Annotated in this window: 15 protein-coding genes; 13 read left to right on the top strand and 2 right to left on the bottom strand. The window is 61.4% G+C overall.

Features of this window, described 5'->3' with window-relative positions; genetic code table 11:
• The first annotated feature begins 43 nt into the window (after window positions 1–43).
• The 5 genes from N5D53_RS07080 (at window position 44) to N5D53_RS07100 (ending at window position 5,640) form a co-directional block, all read left to right on the top strand.
• The gene (locus N5D53_RS07080; protein ID WP_172835036.1) at window positions 44–1,654 is read left to right on the top strand and encodes an ABC transporter substrate-binding protein; all 1,611 of its coding nucleotides are present in this window, start codon (window positions 44–46) and stop codon (window positions 1,652–1,654) included.
• A 91-nt stretch (window positions 1,655–1,745) separates the two neighbouring features.
• Window positions 1,746–2,756, top strand: a complete 1,011-nt coding sequence (locus N5D53_RS07085; protein ID WP_003255257.1) for an ABC transporter permease subunit — start codon at window positions 1,746–1,748, stop codon at window positions 2,754–2,756.
• 10 nt (window positions 2,757–2,766) lie between these two features.
• The gene (locus tag N5D53_RS07090; RefSeq protein ID WP_009685150.1) at window positions 2,767–3,693 is read left to right on the top strand and encodes an ABC transporter permease subunit; all 927 of its coding nucleotides are present in this window, start codon (window positions 2,767–2,769) and stop codon (window positions 3,691–3,693) included.
• 10 nt (window positions 3,694–3,703) lie between these two features.
• Entirely contained in the window at window positions 3,704–4,672 is a 969-nt protein-coding gene (locus N5D53_RS07095) for an ABC transporter ATP-binding protein (protein ID WP_020191897.1), read from the top strand.
• Window positions 4,672–5,640 (top strand): peptide ABC transporter ATP-binding protein, encoded by a 969-nt coding sequence (locus N5D53_RS07100; RefSeq protein ID WP_010952088.1) that lies wholly within the window; start codon window positions 4,672–4,674, stop codon window positions 5,638–5,640. The genes N5D53_RS07095 and N5D53_RS07100 overlap by 1 nt, the downstream gene beginning before the upstream one ends.
• Window positions 5,641–6,252: 612 nt before the next feature.
• On the opposite strand, the gene N5D53_RS07105 is transcribed toward N5D53_RS07100, so the two are convergent.
• Window positions 6,253–7,119 carry a DMT family transporter gene (locus N5D53_RS07105; RefSeq protein WP_064492383.1) on the bottom strand — a complete coding sequence of 289 codons (867 nt, stop codon included), beginning with the start codon at window positions 7,117–7,119 and terminating at the stop codon, window positions 6,253–6,255.
• A 613-nt stretch (window positions 7,120–7,732) separates the two neighbouring features.
• Between N5D53_RS07105 and N5D53_RS07110 the strand changes: the two genes are divergently transcribed.
• The 4 genes from N5D53_RS07110 (at window position 7,733) to N5D53_RS07125 (ending at window position 11,535) form a co-directional block, all read left to right on the top strand.
• Entirely contained in the window at window positions 7,733–8,557 is an 825-nt protein-coding gene (locus tag N5D53_RS07110) for a nuclear transport factor 2 family protein (RefSeq protein ID WP_177429881.1), read from the top strand.
• Between the two features lie 64 nt (window positions 8,558–8,621).
• On the top strand, window positions 8,622–10,028 hold the full coding sequence (locus N5D53_RS07115; RefSeq protein ID WP_279840180.1) for an FAD-dependent oxidoreductase: 1,407 nt from the start codon (window positions 8,622–8,624) through the stop codon (window positions 10,026–10,028).
• A 33-nt stretch (window positions 10,029–10,061) separates the two neighbouring features.
• On the top strand, window positions 10,062–10,403 hold the full coding sequence (locus tag N5D53_RS07120; RefSeq protein ID WP_279840181.1) for a cupin domain-containing protein: 342 nt from the start codon (window positions 10,062–10,064) through the stop codon (window positions 10,401–10,403).
• Between the two features lie 52 nt (window positions 10,404–10,455).
• Window positions 10,456–11,535 carry a polyamine ABC transporter substrate-binding protein gene (locus N5D53_RS07125; RefSeq protein WP_266022554.1) on the top strand — a complete coding sequence of 360 codons (1,080 nt, stop codon included), beginning with the start codon at window positions 10,456–10,458 and terminating at the stop codon, window positions 11,533–11,535.
• A 130-nt stretch (window positions 11,536–11,665) separates the two neighbouring features.
• Here the strand turns inward: N5D53_RS07125 and N5D53_RS07130 are convergent, their stop codons facing one another.
• A complete protein-coding gene (locus tag N5D53_RS07130) occupies window positions 11,666–13,249 on the bottom strand; it encodes a peptide chain release factor 3 (RefSeq protein ID WP_104960827.1) in 1,584 nt (527 codons plus the stop codon).
• A 557-nt stretch (window positions 13,250–13,806) separates the two neighbouring features.
• On the opposite strand from N5D53_RS07130, the gene N5D53_RS07135 reads away from it, so the two are divergent.
• Genes N5D53_RS07135 through N5D53_RS07150 form a run of 4 tightly spaced genes read left to right on the top strand, consistent with a single transcriptional unit; the run spans window position 13,807 to window position 17,249 of the window.
• Entirely contained in the window at window positions 13,807–14,520 is a 714-nt protein-coding gene (locus tag N5D53_RS07135; RefSeq protein WP_003248483.1) for an ABC transporter permease, read from the top strand.
• 13 nt (window positions 14,521–14,533) lie between these two features.
• Window positions 14,534–15,445 (top strand): glycine betaine ABC transporter substrate-binding protein, encoded by a 912-nt coding sequence (locus tag N5D53_RS07140; protein WP_004575997.1) that lies wholly within the window; start codon window positions 14,534–14,536, stop codon window positions 15,443–15,445.
• Window positions 15,442–16,095 (top strand): ABC transporter permease, encoded by a 654-nt coding sequence (locus tag N5D53_RS07145; RefSeq protein ID WP_003248487.1) that lies wholly within the window; start codon window positions 15,442–15,444, stop codon window positions 16,093–16,095. The genes N5D53_RS07140 and N5D53_RS07145 overlap by 4 nt, the downstream gene beginning before the upstream one ends.
• A complete protein-coding gene (locus N5D53_RS07150) occupies window positions 16,092–17,249 on the top strand; it encodes an ABC transporter ATP-binding protein (RefSeq protein ID WP_010952079.1) in 1,158 nt (385 codons plus the stop codon). Before N5D53_RS07145 ends, N5D53_RS07150 begins: the two co-directional genes overlap by 4 nt.
• Window positions 17,250–17,379 lie beyond the last annotated feature (130 nt).

A 17,379-nucleotide genomic window follows, 5' to 3' on the forward strand; every position in this document is an offset into this window, starting at 1 on the left:
GGCGGCTACGCTGGAACCAATGCAAGCAGGGAGTTTTCAACACATGCACAGAGCTTTCATGAAATCGCGGCCGTTGCGCCTAGCCCTGGTCGCGCTGCTTCTGGGCGGCGCCACGCAACTGGCGGCCAAACCGCTGGTGGTGTGTACAGAAGCCAGCCCGGAAGGGTTCGACATCGTCCAGTACACCACCGCAGTCACCGCCGATGCCTCGGCCGAGACAGTGTTCAACCGCCTGGTCGACTTCAAACCCGGCACCACCGAGATCCAGCCGGCCCTGGCCGAGCGCTGGGACATTTCAGCCGACGGCCTGACCTACACCTTCCATCTGCGTCAGGGGGTGAAGTTCCACACCACCGACTACTTCAAGCCCACCCGTGACTTGAACGCCGATGACGTGCTGTGGAGCCTCAATCGCCAGCTCGACCCGAACCACCCCTGGCATGACAAGACCAGCGTCGGCTACCCGTACTTCGAGAGCATGGGGTTCAAGGAACTGCTCAAGTCGGTCAGCAAGGCTGACGAGCACACGGTGGTGATTACCCTCAGCCGACCGGAAGCGCCGTTCCTGCGCGACATGGCCATGGGCTTTACCTCGATCTACTCCGCCGAATACGGCGACCAGTTGCTCAAGTCTGGCAAGACCGCCGAGCTGAACAGCAAGCCGATCGGCACCGGCCCTTTCATCTTCCAGCGTTACAACAAGGACGCCCAGGTCCGCTTCAAGCCCAACCCGGACTATTTCCGCGGCAAGCCGCCGGCCGATGCGCTGGTGTTCGCCATCGCCATCGACAGCAACGTGCGCCTGCAGAAACTGCGCGCCAACGAGTGCCAGGTGGCGCTCTATCCCAAGCCCGATGACGTGCCGTCGATCAAGCAAGACCCGAAACTCAAGGTTGAAGAAATCGAGGCCCTGGTCACCGGCTACATCGCCATGAATACCCAGCACAAATACCTCAACGACGTGCGTGTGCGTAAAGCCATCAACATGGCCTTCGACCGCCAGACCCATGTCGACCAACTGTTTGGCAAAGGCAACGCGCTGGTGGGTGTAAACCCGTATCCACCCACCATGATCGGCTACAACACCCATAACCAGAACCCACCGCGCGACCTCGACAAAGCCCGCGCACTGCTCAGCCAGGCCGGTGTACCCGAGGGCACGGTAATCACCCTGTTCACCCGCAACGGCGGCGGCCCGACCAACCCCAACCCGCGCCTGTCCGCCGAGATGCTGCAGGCCGACCTCAAACAGATCGGCCTCAAGCTGGATATCCGCGTCATGGAATGGGCCGAGATGCTGCGCCGGGCGAAGAACGGCGAAGCCGACCTGGTGTCCACCGGCTGGGCCGGCGACAACGGCGACCCGGACAACTTCCTCAGCCCACTGCTCAGTTGCGATGCCGTGAAAAGTGGCGAGAACTATGCGCGCTGGTGCAACCCCAAGTTCCAGGAGCTGATCAGCCGCGCCCGCGAAGTGATCGACAACGACGAGCGTGCAAGGCTCTATAACGAGGCATTGAAAGTGTACGATGACGAACAACCCTGGATCAGCATGGCTCATCCAAAGATGTTCACCGCCATGCGTGACAACGTGGAGGGCTACGTGATCAACCCTCTGACCAACAACAACTTCGCCACCACCAAGGTGAAGTAGAACAACAACGACCGCCGGCCACCCACACGGGGACCGGCGGCTCTGCCGTACCGGGCTGATCGCCCCACGGCCTGATGAGGTAACCCCGACAATGTTGAGTTTTATTGCCCGGCGCCTTGGCCTGCTGATACCGACCTTTTTCGGCATCACCTTGCTGACCTTCGCGCTCATACGCCTGATCCCCGGCGACCCGGTGGAAGTGATGATGGGCGAGCGCAGGGTCGACCCCGAAATGCATGCCCAGGCCATGGAACGCCTGGGCCTGAACAAGCCACTGCCGGTCCAGTACCTGGACTACGTCGGCAAACTTGCCCAGGGTGACCTTGGCGAATCGCTGCGCACCCGCGAAAGCGTGTGGCGCGAGTTCCTTACCCTGTTCCCGGCCACCCTGGAACTGGCCTTCGCCGCCCTGCTGTTCGCCGGCGTCGTCGGCCTGCTGGCCGGTGTAATCGCCGCACTCAAGCGCGGTTCGCTGTTCGACCACGGGGTCATGGGCATATCACTGGCCGGCTACTCGATGCCGATTTTCTGGTGGGGCCTGATCCTGATCATGTTCTTCTCCGTGAGCCTTGGCTGGACCCCGGTATCCGGGCGCATCGACCTGCTCTACGACATCGAGCCGAAAACCGGCTTCATGCTTATCGACACCCTGCTCAGCGATGAAGAAGGCGCGTTCAAGGACGCTGTGATGCACCTGATCCTGCCGGCCATCGTGCTCGGCACCATCCCGCTGGCGGTGATCGCCCGCATGACCCGCTCGTCGATGCTCGAAGTACTGCGCGAAGACTACATCCGCACCGCCCGCGCCAAAGGCCTGTCGCCGGCCCGTGTGGTGTTCGTCCATGGCCTGCGCAATGCCTTGATCCCGGTACTGACCGTGTTCGGCCTGCAGGTCGGCACGCTGCTGGCCGGTGCGGTGCTGACCGAAACCATCTTTTCCTGGCCGGGCATCGGCAAATGGCTGATCGAAGCCATCGGTGCCCGTGACTACCCCGTGGTCCAGAACGGCATCCTGTTGATCGCCTGCCTGGTGATTCTGGTCAACTTCGTCGTGGACATTCTCTACGGCCTGGCCAACCCACGCATCCGTCATCAGCGCTGAGGCCCAAGCCATGACTAGCCCGATTCCAAAATCCGTGTCGCCGGCCAGCCCGGTGGACCAGAGCCTGCTCTACCCCTCCCCGTACAAAGAATTCTGGCAAGCCTTCGCGCGCAACAAAGGCGCGGTGATGGGCCTGGCCTTCATGTGCCTGGTGGTGTTCTGCGCGCTGTTCGCGCCGTGGGTAGCCCCGCATGACCCCAGCGAGCAGTACCGCGACTTTCTGCTGACCCCACCCGTGTGGCTGGAAGGCGGCACCTGGCAGTTCATCCTGGGCACCGACGAACTGGGCCGTGATCTGCTTTCACGGCTGATTCAAGGTGCACGGCTGTCGCTGCTGATCGGCCTGTCGTCGGTGGTGATGTCACTGATCCCGGGCATCCTCCTGGGCCTGCTCGCAGGCTTTTTCCCGCAGTTGCTCGGCCCGTCGATCATGCGCCTGATGGACGTGATGCTGGCGCTGCCGTCATTGCTGCTGGCTGTGGCCATCGTCGCCATCCTCGGCCCTGGCCTGATCAACACCGTGATTGCCATCGCCATCGTTTCCCTGCCGTCCTACGTGCGCCTGACCCGCGCCGCGGTAATGGGCGAACTTAACCGCGACTACGTCACCGCTGCCCGCCTGGCCGGCGCCGGTTTGCCACGGTTGATGTTCGTCACCGTGCTGCCCAACTGCATGGCACCGCTGATCGTGCAGGCAACCCTGAGTTTTTCCTCGGCGATCCTCGACGCCGCTGCGCTGGGTTTCCTCGGCCTCGGCGTGCAGCCGCCTACCCCCGAGTGGGGCACCATGCTGGCTTCGGCACGGGATTACATCGAGCGCGCCTGGTGGGTGGTAAGCCTGCCCGGCCTGACCATCCTGCTCAGTGTGCTGGCAATCAACCTGATGGGCGACGGCCTGCGCGATGCGCTGGACCCGAAACTCAAGAACGCCGCCTGAGGAGAACGCCATGCCACTTTTGCAGATCAACAACCTCAACGTGCGCTTCGGCGACGCCAATGCGGTACCCGTGGTGGACGGCCTTGACCTGGTGGTAGACGCCGGCGAAATCCTGGCCATCGTCGGCGAGTCCGGCTCGGGCAAATCGGTCACCATGATGGCCCTGATGGGCCTGATCGATGCGCCCGGGCGCATCACCGCCGACGCCCTCACCTTCGACGGCACCGACATGCTCAAGCTCAGCGGCCGTCAGCGGCGCAAGGTGGTGGGCAAGGACATCGCCATGGTCTTCCAGGACCCGATGACCGCGCTCAATCCCAGCTACACCGTGGGCTTCCAGATAGAGGAAGTGTTGCGCCAGCACTTGGGCCTCAAGGGCAAGGCTGCCCGCCAGCGTGCTCTGGAGCTCTTGAAGAAGGTCGAGATCCCGGCCGCCGAAAGCCGCCTGGACGCTTACCCGCACCAGCTGTCAGGCGGCATGAGCCAACGTGTGGCGATCGCCATGGCCATTGCCGGCGAGCCAAAGCTGCTGATCGCCGACGAACCGACCACAGCCCTCGACGTGACGATCCAGGCACAGATCATGGAACTGCTGGTCAACCTGCAGAAGGAGCGCAACATGGCGCTCATCCTGATCACCCACGACCTCGCCGTGGTCGCCGAAACCGCCAGGCGGGTGTGCGTGATGTACGCCGGCCAAGCCGTGGAAGTGGGCCAGGTGCCAGAACTGTTCGATGTGCCCGCCCACCCTTACAGCGAAGCCCTGCTCGCCGCGATCCCCGAGCACAGCATTGGCGCCGAGCGCCTGGCAACACTGCCTGGCATCGTCCCCGGCCGCTACGACCGCCCGGTCGGCTGCCTGTTGTCACCACGCTGCCCCTATGTACAGGACAATTGCCGGCGCCAGCGCCCGCCCCTCGACCCACAGGCCCACAGCCTGGTGCGTTGCTTCTACCCGCTGAACCAGGAGGTGGCGTGATGGCCGTCGTTCTATCTGCCCGGGAGCTGACCCGGCACTACGAAGTCTCCCGCGGGCTGTTCAAGGGCCATGCGCTGGTGCGCGCGCTCAATGGCGTGTCGTTCGAACTGGAGGCCGGCAAGACCCTGGCCGTGGTCGGCGAGTCGGGCTGCGGCAAGTCGACCCTGGCCCGCGCCCTGACCCTGATCGAAGAACCGTCGTCCGGCTCGCTGCAAATTGCCGGCACCGAGGTGAAGGGCGCCAGCAAGGCAGAGCGCAAACAACTGCGCCGCGATGTGCAGATGGTGTTCCAGAGCCCTTACGCCTCGCTCAACCCACGGCAGAAGATCGGTGACCAACTGGCCGAACCGCTGCTGATCAACACCTCGCTGAGCAAGGCCGAGCGCCGCGACAAAGTGCAGAAGATGATGGAGCAGGTCGGCCTGCGCCCCGAGCACTACCAGCGCTACCCTCACATGTTCTCTGGCGGCCAGCGCCAGCGTATCGCCCTGGCCCGGGCGATGATGCTGCAGCCCAAGGTGCTGGTGGCCGACGAACCGACCTCCGCGCTGGACGTGTCGATTCAGGCGCAGGTGCTGAACTTGTTCATGGATCTACAGAAGGAGTTCAACACCGCCTACGTGTTCATCTCGCACAACCTGGCGGTGGTGCGGCATGTGGCGGATCAGGTACTGGTGATGTACCTGGGGCGGCCGGCGGAGATGGGGCCGAAGGAGGATATCTACGCGAAGCCGCTGCACCCGTATACCCAGGCGTTGCTGTCGGCGACACCGGCGATTCATCCAGACCCGTTGAAGCCGAAGATTCGTATCGTCGGGGAGCTGCCCAACCCGCTGAACCCGCCGGATGGGTGCGCGTTTCACAAACGCTGCCCGTATGCGACCGAGCGGTGTGCCAAGGAGGTGCCGGCACTGAGGCAGGTGAGTACGCGGCAGGTTGCCTGCCACTATGCGGAGCAGTTTCTTTAACTGTTAGAAAACTGGGCAGCCCTCAATGCGAAAAACAGCAGTTTGCTGCGCTGCCCAGCTGAAGTACCAAGGCTTTTTGATTGTGGAGCTGAATCCATTTGTGGACGAGGTTGCCATTGAGGCTGTAGCCCAAGGCGATGTTTGCGATGGAGGCGCCGGGCTCGTCGCACTCTGGGCTTTGAAAGGTTTATTGTAGGTACGGCGCTGAGGCCTGGAAAATCCGCTTGCTGGGTCAGAAATGGTGTCTACTTTTAGGTGGACACCATGGCCTTCGCCGGTTCCATCAGGAAGATGTGTTGGCCGGACGGATACCGGGATTCGACCATCAGGGAAGTGTCAGACTTTTGTGTACGGGACAAGGTATTTTCAATGCTTTGATACCTGCTTGCTGACTGCAGACGCCGTCAAGCCTAATCGGGCAGATGCGTATACAATACTTCCAGTTTCAACCACTACCGCAAATGCTGCCATGCAAGGCAACATATCAACATGACTTTCGCAAGATAGATTTGATAGTCCATTACTATGAGCACTCATATCTACAGGCCCACAGCGAAGAAATACGCCATTGGCACACCCCCAAAATCTACAATTTATATACCGAAGAAAATGTCACCCATACAGGTGCAGAAGCAAAGCCCCTGACAACACTAGGCTAACACCACCGATCTGGATGACTGACAGCCGCTCGCGAAAAAAGAAGTACCCCAGGATCGCGGCGATACCACCCGACAACGTGCTGATGACGGTGACAACGGACACCGAGCCATTTAGAGCCCCCCAAGAAAACGCAGAAAACCCTCCCAAGTTGAAAAGACTGGCCCCGCACAGTGAGCCATAGGTCTTCAGCATTATCGTCGTATGATCCCGCAGAAACTTGATGGCTTCAGGGATAAGGAACATGACCCCCACCGCATACCCTAGCGCCAGCATGTTCACCGGTCCCAGCGCCGGCAAGGTGAATTTCCCCTGAATCCAGAAGCTGATGCCGTAAAGCATGGCCGCCAACAAAGCAAACCACACAGACATTACGCTGGTGACCTTACGATCGAAACCACCATTATCGCTGCGGCAGGCCAACAGCACGCCGAAAAAGCAGACAAGGATACCGACCACCTGCCAAGCGGAAAGGGCATCACCACCCAGCCATGCCAACAGCGTTGTAAAAACACCATACGAAGTGACCAGGGGCGCTACTATGGCTGTCTTGCCAATAGCGAAAGCTTTTGAAAGCGCCAGCGCTCCTACTACGGTGCATAGAGAGGCGACAATTCCTAACCCTATCGTGAGCCAGGGCGCAGAAGTAAATTTCTGCCACTGATCGGCTGAAATGGCAATAATGATTGCCATCAAGAAAAGCCCTAGCAACTGACCGAAAAATACCGCCCGTTTTACTCCAACCGCTCTTGCGTTCACGCCGACCAAGAAGTCGGTGCACCCCCAGAACACCGCAGCCAGCAACCCCATGAATACGTCCATAGCAATGGTCCTTAATTATGAATTATTCCTGAACCTCCTCAGACAGTAATCGGGAAAACAGCAGAAATCAAACACCTATTTTGACAAGAATCTACAGACTAACGTATTTCGGCACGTCCACCAGCCTAGCAACATTATTAACGAGTTAGTTAGTACTGTAGAGATAGCGGCAAGTGCCAAGAGAATACTGTAGGAACTTTCAGACAACACTCCACTTGCACTTACTACACTAAATATTACTAATTCAACGAGACCCTTGGTGTTCATCAGAACACCAAATTGGATTTATTGATCTCAAGCCGGCATCCGGGCCCTGCCTTGCACACGCCTTTTGTAGCGAAGAGTTGTAGCAAAAGGGCCGCAAAGCGGCCCCCAAAATCTCAATGCATGAAGAACCAGATCAGAATGATCACCGGAATCGGCACCCCAATCATCCAAAGCAGTATCGAGCGCATGGCCTTTCTCCTTGATCGATGGTGACAAGAAAGGTGCAGCCGCCATGCCAGTTGTATCAAAAAACTACATTCATAAGAATCAAAGGCTTACCCTCCAAGCCGCCTGAGCAAACCGTGCAATATGCAGGATCCACGCCCTTGCACCTGGGTGTTCTGCAATGCACTATCCTCCCATGATCGCCACCACCCTCCCCGACGGCCCCGAGCAAACGCCGCTTACCGCCGAAATCGTGCTGCGCTACCACCTCTGCTGGAAGCATCGCGACCTCGACGGTGTCATGGCGCTCTACCACCCCGATATCCAGTACCACGACTTCTTTCAGAACCGCGTGCTCGGCCATCAGGAACTGCGCGACTATGTACGCGCCTGTCTGCCCCATGAAGCCGGCGAGGACATCGTCCACAGCGACCGCATCCGCGTCGATGGCTGCACCGCATTCATCCAGTATCAGGTCACGGTCCAGGGCGGTGACGGCCTGGTTGCGTTCCAGTCCAGCGAGGCGATCACCGTCAGGGACGGGCTGATCTGGCGGGTCAACGAATACGCCACGCTGGTCCGCCGGAACGGCACAGGCCCCGCCAACAGCGGCCCGCGCCCCGCCACCAGCCGCCTGGGCCTGTCGCCTCGGCAGTTGTCGACCATGGCCCAGGACCTGGAGCACTACTTCCAGCGTCAACGCCCCTACCTCGACCCGGAGCTCGACCTGCAACAGGTCGCCGACGCCAGCGGCTACAGCCGCAACCAGATTTCCTACCTGCTCAACCAGGTGCTGGGGCAAAGCTTCTACCGCTACGTCAACCAGGCACGCCTGCAGCACCTGATGGCCAGCCTCGGCGACGACAGCGTCGAGGCGACGATCGACGAGCTGGCCTTCAGTGCCGGCTTCAACTCGCTGTCGGCGTTCTACAAGTGCTTCCGTGAGCACACCGGGCTCACGCCCAAGGCCTACCTCAAGCAAATTTCCCTGCGTGCACGCACGTAGGACAGCTGCCCGCTGACACCACTACGATCGCCCACAGACCTTGACGGATGTGGAGCCGAACCCGATGCAACCCCTGCGCACGCTCAGCTTGTGGATGGACCAGCTCGACGAGCCGCTGTGCGCGCGCCCGGCACTGCGCAATGACCTCGACGTTGACGTGTGCATCATCGGTGCCGGCTATACCGGCCTTTGGACCGCGTACTACCTCAAGCGCCAGGCACCCCAGCTGAACATTGCGGTGATAGAAGCCCAAATCGCCGGCTTCGGCGCCTCCGGCCGTAATGGGGGCTGGCTGATGGGCAACCTGCTCGGCGAAGACCGCCTGCTCGGTGCCCTCTCGCCGCAACAGCGCCGCGCCAGCATCGACCTGCTGCACGGCATCCCGGATGAAGTGCATCGCGTGCTGCAAAGCGAAGGCATCGACTGTGACTACCGCAAAGGCGGCGTGCTGTATTGCGCGGCGCGCTACCCGGAGCAGGAACGCAGCCTGCGCGCCTACCTCGCCGACTTGTATCGCCAAGGCATGACCGAGGACGACTACCGCTGGCTGAGCCCCGAGCAGTTGGGGAGCCAACTGCGGGTCAGCAATGCGTTTGGAGCCATTTACAGCCCGCACACGGCGACCATCCAGCCAGCCAAGCTGGTGCGCGGCCTTGCCCGGGCAGTAGAGGCGCTGGGCGTATCGATCTACGAAAACACCCCGGCCATCGACTGGCAGCCGAGCGAGGTGCGTACCCCGCTGGCACAGATTCGCTGCCAGTGGATGGTGCCTGCCGTGGAGGGTTACGCCGCCAGCCTGCCGCCACTGGGCAAACACCAATTGCCGGTACAGAGCCTGCTGGTGGCCACCGAGCCGCTGCCGGAGGCTACCTGGGAGCAGATTGGCCTGAGCCAGGGCCAAGCCTTCAGTGAAAGCAGCCGCCAGGTCACCTATGGCCAGCGTACTGGCGACAACCGTCTGGTCTTCGGTGCTCGCGGTGGCTACCGCTTCGGTGGGCGTCTGCGCGAAAACTTCAACCTCGACGAACATGAAATCGAACTGCGCCGCTACCTGTTCGGCGAACTGTTCCCGCAGCTCAAACAGGTACGCATCACTCATACCTGGGGCGGCAACCTGGGCATGGCGCGGCGCTTCCGCCCACACATGCTCTGCGACCGCCAGCGCGGCATCGCCCTTGCCGGCGGCTACGGCGGCGAAGGCGTGGGGGCTACCAACCTGGGTGGACGCACCCTGGCGGCGCTGATCCTCAACCAGCGCAACGAACTGACGGCACAACCCTGGGTGCTCGACAACCGCCCGCTATCGAGCCTGGCCAGCTGGCCTCCCGAGCCCTGCCGCTGGCTGGGCTACAACGCGATCATCCAGAGCTTCGTCCACGAGGACCGGACCCTCGCCAACCCCGCCAGCGCGCCGTGGAGGCGGCGCCTGGCCATCTCGGTTGCGGACTTCATGGAAGGTTTCATGCACTGACTTCCCTTATCACTCGTACAGGATCCACCGGTCATGAGCATCACCCAGTTCAAGAACACCGAATTTGCCGTGCTCGTCAGCTCCAACCCGGTCGCGGTACCGCTCGGCGAACCCGTGGCAGTCACGTCAGTCACCTGCGTGGAGCGCAGCGATGGCGTTGAAACCGGCATCTGGGAATGCACCCCAGGGCGCTGGCGGCGGCAGATCGTGCAACAGGAGTTCTGCCATTTCATCAAGGGCCGCTGCACGTTCACCCCCGACGGTGGCGAGCCCCTGGTCATAGAAGCCGGAGACGCATTGATGCTACCGGCCAACAGCACCGGCACCTGGGACATCCAGGAGACCGTGCGCAAGACCTACGTGCTTATTTTCTGATCCGCTGATCGCCTGCCTTCGATAACAACAGACAAAGCAAGGTAAACCCGACATGCGCACCTTCCTCCTCGCCCCCCTGATGCTGGCCGCCAGCGTGGCCAGCGCCGCTGAAACGGTGAAGATCTACAACTGGTCCAGCTACGTGGCCCCCGACACGTTGAAGAACTTCCAGCAAGCCAGCGACATCGTGCCGACCTATGACGTGTACGACAGCAATGAAACCCTCGATGGCAAGTTGATGACCGGCAATTCCGGCTACGACGTGGTGTTTCCCTCCAACCATTTCATGGCCCGGCAGATTCAGGGCAAAGCCTTGAAGCGCCTGGACAAGTCGCAGCTGCCCAACTGGCACAACCTCAACCCGGTGCTGCTCAAGGCGCTGGAGGTCAACGACCCGGGCAACCAGTACGGCTTCCCGTACCTGTGGGGCAGTACCGGTATTGGCTACAACATCGACAAGGTCAAAGCAGTGCTCGGCGACAACGCGCCCGTGGACTCCTGGGACCTGATCTTCAAGCCCGAGTACATGAGCAAGCTGAAAAGCTGTGGGGTCGCGGTGCTGGACAATGGCCCCGAACTGCTGCCGATCGCCCTGCACTACCTGGGCTTGCCCCATCACAGCCAAGACCCCAAGGACTACGAAAAGGCCAAGGACCTGCTGATGAAAGTGCGGCCTTACATCAGCTATTTCCACTCGTCCAAGTACACGGGCGACCTGGCCAACGGCGATATCTGCGTGGTGGTGGGGTTCTCAGGGGATGTGCTGCAGGCGAAGAACCGCGCCGACGAGGCGAACAATGGCGTGAAGGTGGGCTATTCGATACCCAAGGAGGGCGCGCCGATGTGGTTCGACATGGTCGCAATGCCCGTCGATGCGCCGGATGAAAAGGCCGGATATGCCTACATGAACTACCTGCTGCAGCCGGAGGTGATGGCCAACATCAGCAACCACGTCCAGTACGCCAACGGCAACCTCAAGGCTGACGGGCTGGTGGACCCGGCGATGAAGGGTAATACGATGATTTACCCGAGCGACGAGGTGATGGGCAAGCTGTATGCGCTGGAGGCGATGCCGGCGAAGATCGACCGTATTCGTACGCGAATCTGGACCAGTATCAAAGCCGGAAATTGAAATGGGGCCGCCTAGCGGCCCTTCGCGGGCACGCCCGCTCCACAGGTATCACATGACCTCCAGGTCTGGTGATTCCCTGTGGGAGCGGGCGTGCCCGCGAAGGGCTGCAAAGCAGCCCCGATTTCAGGCCTTAATGGTGCTCGCGGGTAGCGCGGAACTTGATGTCCGGCCAGCGCTCTTCCATCAGCGCCAGGTTGACCCGGGTCGGCGCCAGGTAGGTCAGGTGACCGCCGCCGTCGATGGCCAGGTTTTCCATGGCCTTGGTCTGGAATTCCTCGAGCTTCTTCTTGTCATCGCAGCTGATCCAGCGCGCCGACCAGACGGTGATAGGCTCGTAGGCGCACTCGACCTTGTACTCTTCCTTCAGGCGGCTGGCGACCACGTCGAACTGCAGCACACCGACCGCACCGAGGATGATGTCGTTGCTGCGCTCAGGGAAGAACACCTGTGTAGCACCTTCTTCGGCAAGCTGCTGCAGGCCTTGACGCAGTTGCTTGGATTTCAGCGGGTCTTTCAGGCGTACGCGGCGGAACAGCTCCGGCGCGAAGTGCGGGATACCGGTGAAGCCCAGCGACTCGCCTTCGGTGAAAGTGTCGCCGATCTGGATGGTGCCGTGGTTGTGCAGGCCGATGATGTCACCGGCAAAGGCTTCTTCCAGTTGCTCACGCTCGGAGGAGAAGAAGGTCAGCGCATCGCCGATGCGCAGGTCCTTGTTCAACCGCACATGACGCATCTTCATGCCCTTCTCGTACTTGCCCGAGCAGATACGCATGAAGGCGATACGGTCGCGGTGTTTCGGGTCCATGTTCGCCTGGATCTTGAACACGAAGCCGGTGAACTTCTCTTCCACAGGCTCCACGGTGCGCTCGTGGGCAACACGGCCAAGCGGACGCGGCGCCCAGTCGACCACCGCGTCGAGCACGTGGTCGACACCGAAGTTGCCCAGCGCAGTACCGAAGAACACCGGGGTCAGCTGACCGTTGATGAACTCTTCCTGGTTGAACTCGTGGCAAGCGCCCTGCACCAGTTCCAGTTGCTCGACGAACGAATCGTACTGGTCGCCCAGGTGGGCGCGCGCTTCGTCCGAGTCCAGCTTCTGGATGATCTTGGCTTCGGTGCGCTCGTGGCCGTGGCCCGGGGTGTACACCACGATATAGTCACCGGTCAGGTGGTACACGCCCTTGAAGTCGCGGTAGCAACCAATCGGCCAGGTGATTGGCGCGGCCTTGATCTTCAAAACGGCTTCGATCTCGTCGAGCAGTTCGATCGGGTCGCGGATGTCACGGTCGAGTTTGTTGATGAAGCTGACGATGGGCGTGTCACGCAGGCGGCACACGTCCATCAGGGCGATGGTCCGCGGCTCTACACCTTTACCGCCGTCGAGCACCATCAGCGCCGAGTCCACCGCGGTCAGGGTGCGGTAGGTGTCTTCCGAGAAGTCTTCGTGGCCGGGGGTGTCGAGCAGGTTGATCATGTGCTCGCGGTACGGGAACTGCATCACCGAGGTGGTGATGGAGATGCCGCGCTGCTTCTCCATTTCCATCCAGTCGGAGGTGGCGTGGCGGTCGGACTTGCGCGACTTCACGGTACCGGCGACGGCAATGGCCTTGCCCATCAGCAGCAGCTTCTCGGTGATGGTGGTCTTACCGGCGTCGGGGTGGGAAATGATTGCGAAAGTGCGGCGCTTCGCGACTTCGGCGGCCTGGTTGGTCATGGGAAATCGCCTGACTGGGGGATTTGAAAGGGGCAGTATCATACCTGAAGTTGGGCCTGGACCAAAATCTGCCGAATGAATGGCGCCTGTGCCGGCCTCGTCGCGGGTAAACCCGCGCCTACAGGTACGACACAGGGTTCGGATGCGGTGCAGTCTTCGTAGGAGCGGGTTTACCCGCGAAGACGCCAGCACAGACAAAACAAACCCAACAGGCAATCGCTTTATCACGACAAATAACCAAAACGCAGTTATTTCAACGCCTGCAGCACATCAAGTCGCTGTTTTTTCTCGCCCAAAAACCCGCAACCCAGCGATTAACACTGGCCAAATGCCGTCCCAGATGGGAACCTTTACGCCCACGGAGACGTCCACTCCCCTGCAAACCGCTTCGGTTGGGGACTGGTTTCATCAGCATTTTCGGGCCCGACGGGGTTCGGCTCATGGCCTGATCGCAGCCTTCGGCTTGCATCTCGCTGCTACTCGCGAACACACCACCCGCCGCCAGGATTGGCCGGCTTCCAAGAAGTGTGCTCGCCGACAACACAAGGAGTCCGCCTGTGGCTAAACGCTACGGAAAGGGGCTGTTGGGATGGGCCGCCGTGCTCGTCATCCTGGCCCTGCTGGTCCACTGGATCGGCATCGACACGATCGCGCGTTATCGCGACGATCTTGGGTTCTACCTGCAAGCGCACCTGGTATTGGTGCTGGCTTCGATGGCGGCGGCGTTGGCCGTGGGCATCCCCGCCGGCATTGCGTTAAGTCGACCGCACCGGGTCGACAAAGCCGAGCGCTTCATGCAGTTCTTCAACGTTGGCAACACCATTCCCCCCCTTGCCGTTCTGGCCATCGCCCTGAGTATCCTGGGCATCGGCGCCGGGCCTGCGATCTTCGCACTGTTCCTCGCGTCCCTCCTGCCCATCGTGCGCAACACCTACGAAGGCCTGAAAAACGTCCCCGCCTCGCTCAAGGAAGCCGCTACCGGCATCGGCATGACCCCGCGCCAGCAACTCTGGCAGGTGGAGCTGCCCAACGCGGTGCCGATCATCGTCGGCGGCGTGCGCGTGGCCCTGGCGCTGAACGTGGGCACCGCGCCGCTGGCATTCCTGATCGGCGCCAACAGCCTGGGCAGCCTGATCTTCCCCGGCATTGCCCTGAACAACCAGCCGCAGCTGCTGCTGGGGGCCGCCTGCACCGCGCTGCTGGCACTGGTGCTGGACGCAGCGGTGAGTTTCTCCAGCAGGCGCTGGCTGGAACGTGGCCTGGCCCAATAAGGATAGGAAACGCATGAAGAAGAGAATCGCCTTGCTGCTGGGCGCGGCCCTGCTGTTCGCAGGAGTTGCCCAGGCAGCGGAAAAACCCCTGGTGCGCATCGGCGCACGGGTGTTCACCGAACAGACCGTGCTCGCCGAAATCACCGCGCAATACCTGCGCGCCAACGGCTTTGACGTACGCGTCACCACCGGCCTTGGCAGCAGCATCGCTCGCCAGGCCCAGGAAACCGGCCAGCTCGACCTGATGTGGGAATACACCGGGGTGTCGCTGGTGTCCTACAACCACATCGATGAGCGTATGCCCAGTGCCGAGGCCACCTACGCCAAGGTCAAGGAGCTGGATGCCAAGAAAGACCTGATCTGGCTGACCCCATCGAAATTCAGCAACACCTATGCCCTCGGCTTGCCGAAGCAGGTCGCCGAGGCCTACCCCCAGATCAATTCGATCAGCGACCTCAACCAGGTGCTGCGCGACGAGCGCAAGCGTAACCACCTGGTGGCCCTGGACACCGAGTTCGCCAACCGCCCCGACGGCCTGGTCGGGCTCAAGGAGATGTACGACCTGCAGGTCGGCCGCGCCAATATCCGCCAGATGGACGCGGGCCTGGTCTACACGGCCATGCACAACAACCAGGTGTTCGCAGGCCTGGTCTACACCACCGACGGTCGCCTGAGCGCGTTCAACCTCAAGCTGCTCGAAGACGACAAGCACTACTTCCCCGACTACACCGCCGCCCCGGTGGTGCGCAAGGCCGTGCTCGACGCCAACCCGCAACTGGTCGCCCTGCTCAAGCCACTGGCCGAGCAGCTCGATGACGAGACCATGCGCCAGCTCAATGCCAAGGTCGACGTAGACCACCAGAACCCGACCGCAGTGGCCGCCGCATTCCTGCGAGAGCATCCCCTCAAGGAGGTACAGCCATGAGCCTGCTCGACACGTTCGCCCACCTCGACTGGGCCCAGGTGCTGCAACTGACCTGGCAGCACATCATGCTGGTCGGCATCGCCGTCGGCCTGGCGATCCTCGTTGGCGTGCCGCTGGGCATCCTGATGACCCGCTTCCCGGCAGTGGCCGGCCCGCTGCAGGCCAGCGCCACAGTGCTGCTGACCATCCCATCGATTGCGTTGTTCGGCCTGCTGCTGCCGTTCTACTCCAAGTTCGGCCAGGGGCTGGGCCCCTTGCCTGCGATCACTGCCGTGTTTCTTTATTCGCTGCTGCCAATCATGCGCAACACCTACCTGGCCCTGACCAATGTCGAGCCCGGTATCCGTGAAGCCGCGCGTGGCATTGGCATGACCTTCGGCCAGCGCCTGCGCATGGTCGAGCTGCCCATCGCCGTACCGGTGATCCTCGCCGGCGTTCGCACCGCCGTGGTGATGAACATCGGCGTCATGACCATTGCCGCCACCATCGGCGCCGGCGGCCTCGGCGTGCTGATTCTGACTTCCATCAGCCGCAGCGACATGTCGATGCTGCTGGTCGGCGCCGTACTGGTCAGCCTGCTGGCGATCATCGCCGACCTGCTGCTGCAAACCCTGCAACGTGCCCTGACTCCAGAAGGACTGCGCTCATGATCGAACTGAAGAACCTCAGCAAAACCTTCAACGTCAACGGCAAGGACGTCAAAGCCGTCGACTCGGTAAGCCTCACCGTCAACGAAGGGGAAATCTGCGTGTTCCTCGGCCCGTCGGGCTGCGGCAAGAGCACCACGCTGAAAATGATCAACCGCCTGATCACGCCCACCTCGGGCCAGGTGTTCATCAATGGCGAAGACACCACCGGGCTGGACGAAGTCACCCTGCGCCGGCACATCGGCTATGTGATCCAACAGATCGGTTTGTTCCCCAACATGACCATCGAGGAGAACATTACCGTGGTCCCGCGCCTGCTTGGCTGGGACAAGCAGAAATGCCACGAGCGTGCTCGCGAGCTGATGCACATGATCAAGCTCGAACCCAAGCAGTACCTGCAACGCTACCCGCGGGAGCTGTCTGGCGGCCAGCAACAGCGTATCGGCGTGATTCGCGCCCTGGCAGCAGATGCACCCGTGCTGTTGATGGACGAGCCGTTCGGCGCGGTCGACCCGATCAACCGCGAGATGATCCAGAACGAGTTCTTCGAAATGCAGCGGGCGCTGAACAAGACGGTAATCATGGTCAGCCACGACATCGACGAAGCGATCAAACTGGGCGACAAGATTGCCATCTTCCGTGCCGGCAAGCTGTTGCAGCTGGATCACCCGGATACCCTGCTGGCGCACCCGGCGGATGATTTCGTCAGCAACTTTGTGGGCCAGGACAGCACCCTCAAACGCCTGTTGCTGGTGCGTGCCGAGGATGCAGCGGACAACGCGCCGTCGGTGAGCCCGGAAACACCGGTGGGCGACGCGCTGGAGCTGCTCGATGAGCACGACCGCCGCTATGTGGTGGTGACCGACGCGCAGAACAAGGCGCTGGGCTATGTGCGCCGACGTGACATGCACCGCCAGCAAGGGACGTGTGGCGATTTCCTGCGGCCGTTCAATGCCACGGCGTCGCACGATGAGCATTTGCGCATCTTGTTGTCGCGCATGTACGAGTTCAACCGCGCGTGGTTGCCGGTGCTGGATGCCGAGCAGGTGTTCTTGGGCGAGGTGACGCAGGAGTCGATTGCTGCGTACCTGAGCTCGGGGAGATCGCGGGGGGCGAAGAGCAGTATCGTTTCGCCGGCCGAGGCGGTGGTTTCGTAATCACCGGGGGCGCTTTGCGCCCCTTCGCGGGTAAACCCGCTCCTACAACGGCCTGTGTTCAATCCCCGATGTATGTCCACAACCGATCAATGTGTAGGAGCGGGTTTACCCGCGAATACGGTGGTGGCGG

The sequence above is a fragment of the Pseudomonas sp. GD03862 genome (assembly GCF_029840855.1).
Classification (GTDB): domain Bacteria; phylum Pseudomonadota; class Gammaproteobacteria; order Pseudomonadales; family Pseudomonadaceae; genus Aquipseudomonas; species Aquipseudomonas alloputida.

Coding starts and splice junctions, on each gene's coding strand:
- N5D53_RS07080 (WP_172835036.1), top strand. CDS start 44: ATGCACAGAGCTTTCATGAAATCGCGGCCGTTGCGCCTAGCCCTGGTC.
- N5D53_RS07085 (WP_003255257.1), top strand. CDS start 1,746: ATGTTGAGTTTTATTGCCCGGCGCCTTGGCCTGCTGATACCGACCTTT.
- N5D53_RS07090 (WP_009685150.1), top strand. CDS start 2,767: ATGACTAGCCCGATTCCAAAATCCGTGTCGCCGGCCAGCCCGGTGGAC.
- N5D53_RS07095 (WP_020191897.1), top strand. CDS start 3,704: ATGCCACTTTTGCAGATCAACAACCTCAACGTGCGCTTCGGCGACGCC.
- N5D53_RS07100 (WP_010952088.1), top strand. CDS start 4,672: ATGGCCGTCGTTCTATCTGCCCGGGAGCTGACCCGGCACTACGAAGTC.
- N5D53_RS07105 (WP_064492383.1), bottom strand. CDS start 7,119: ATGGACGTATTCATGGGGTTGCTGGCTGCGGTGTTCTGGGGGTGCACC.
- N5D53_RS07110 (WP_177429881.1), top strand. CDS start 7,733: ATGCACTATCCTCCCATGATCGCCACCACCCTCCCCGACGGCCCCGAG.
- N5D53_RS07115 (WP_279840180.1), top strand. CDS start 8,622: ATGCAACCCCTGCGCACGCTCAGCTTGTGGATGGACCAGCTCGACGAG.
- N5D53_RS07120 (WP_279840181.1), top strand. CDS start 10,062: ATGAGCATCACCCAGTTCAAGAACACCGAATTTGCCGTGCTCGTCAGC.
- N5D53_RS07125 (WP_266022554.1), top strand. CDS start 10,456: ATGCGCACCTTCCTCCTCGCCCCCCTGATGCTGGCCGCCAGCGTGGCC.
- N5D53_RS07130 (WP_104960827.1), bottom strand. CDS start 13,249: ATGACCAACCAGGCCGCCGAAGTCGCGAAGCGCCGCACTTTCGCAATC.
- N5D53_RS07140 (WP_004575997.1), top strand. CDS start 14,534: ATGAAGAAGAGAATCGCCTTGCTGCTGGGCGCGGCCCTGCTGTTCGCA.
- N5D53_RS07145 (WP_003248487.1), top strand. CDS start 15,442: ATGAGCCTGCTCGACACGTTCGCCCACCTCGACTGGGCCCAGGTGCTG.
- N5D53_RS07150 (WP_010952079.1), top strand. CDS start 16,092: ATGATCGAACTGAAGAACCTCAGCAAAACCTTCAACGTCAACGGCAAG.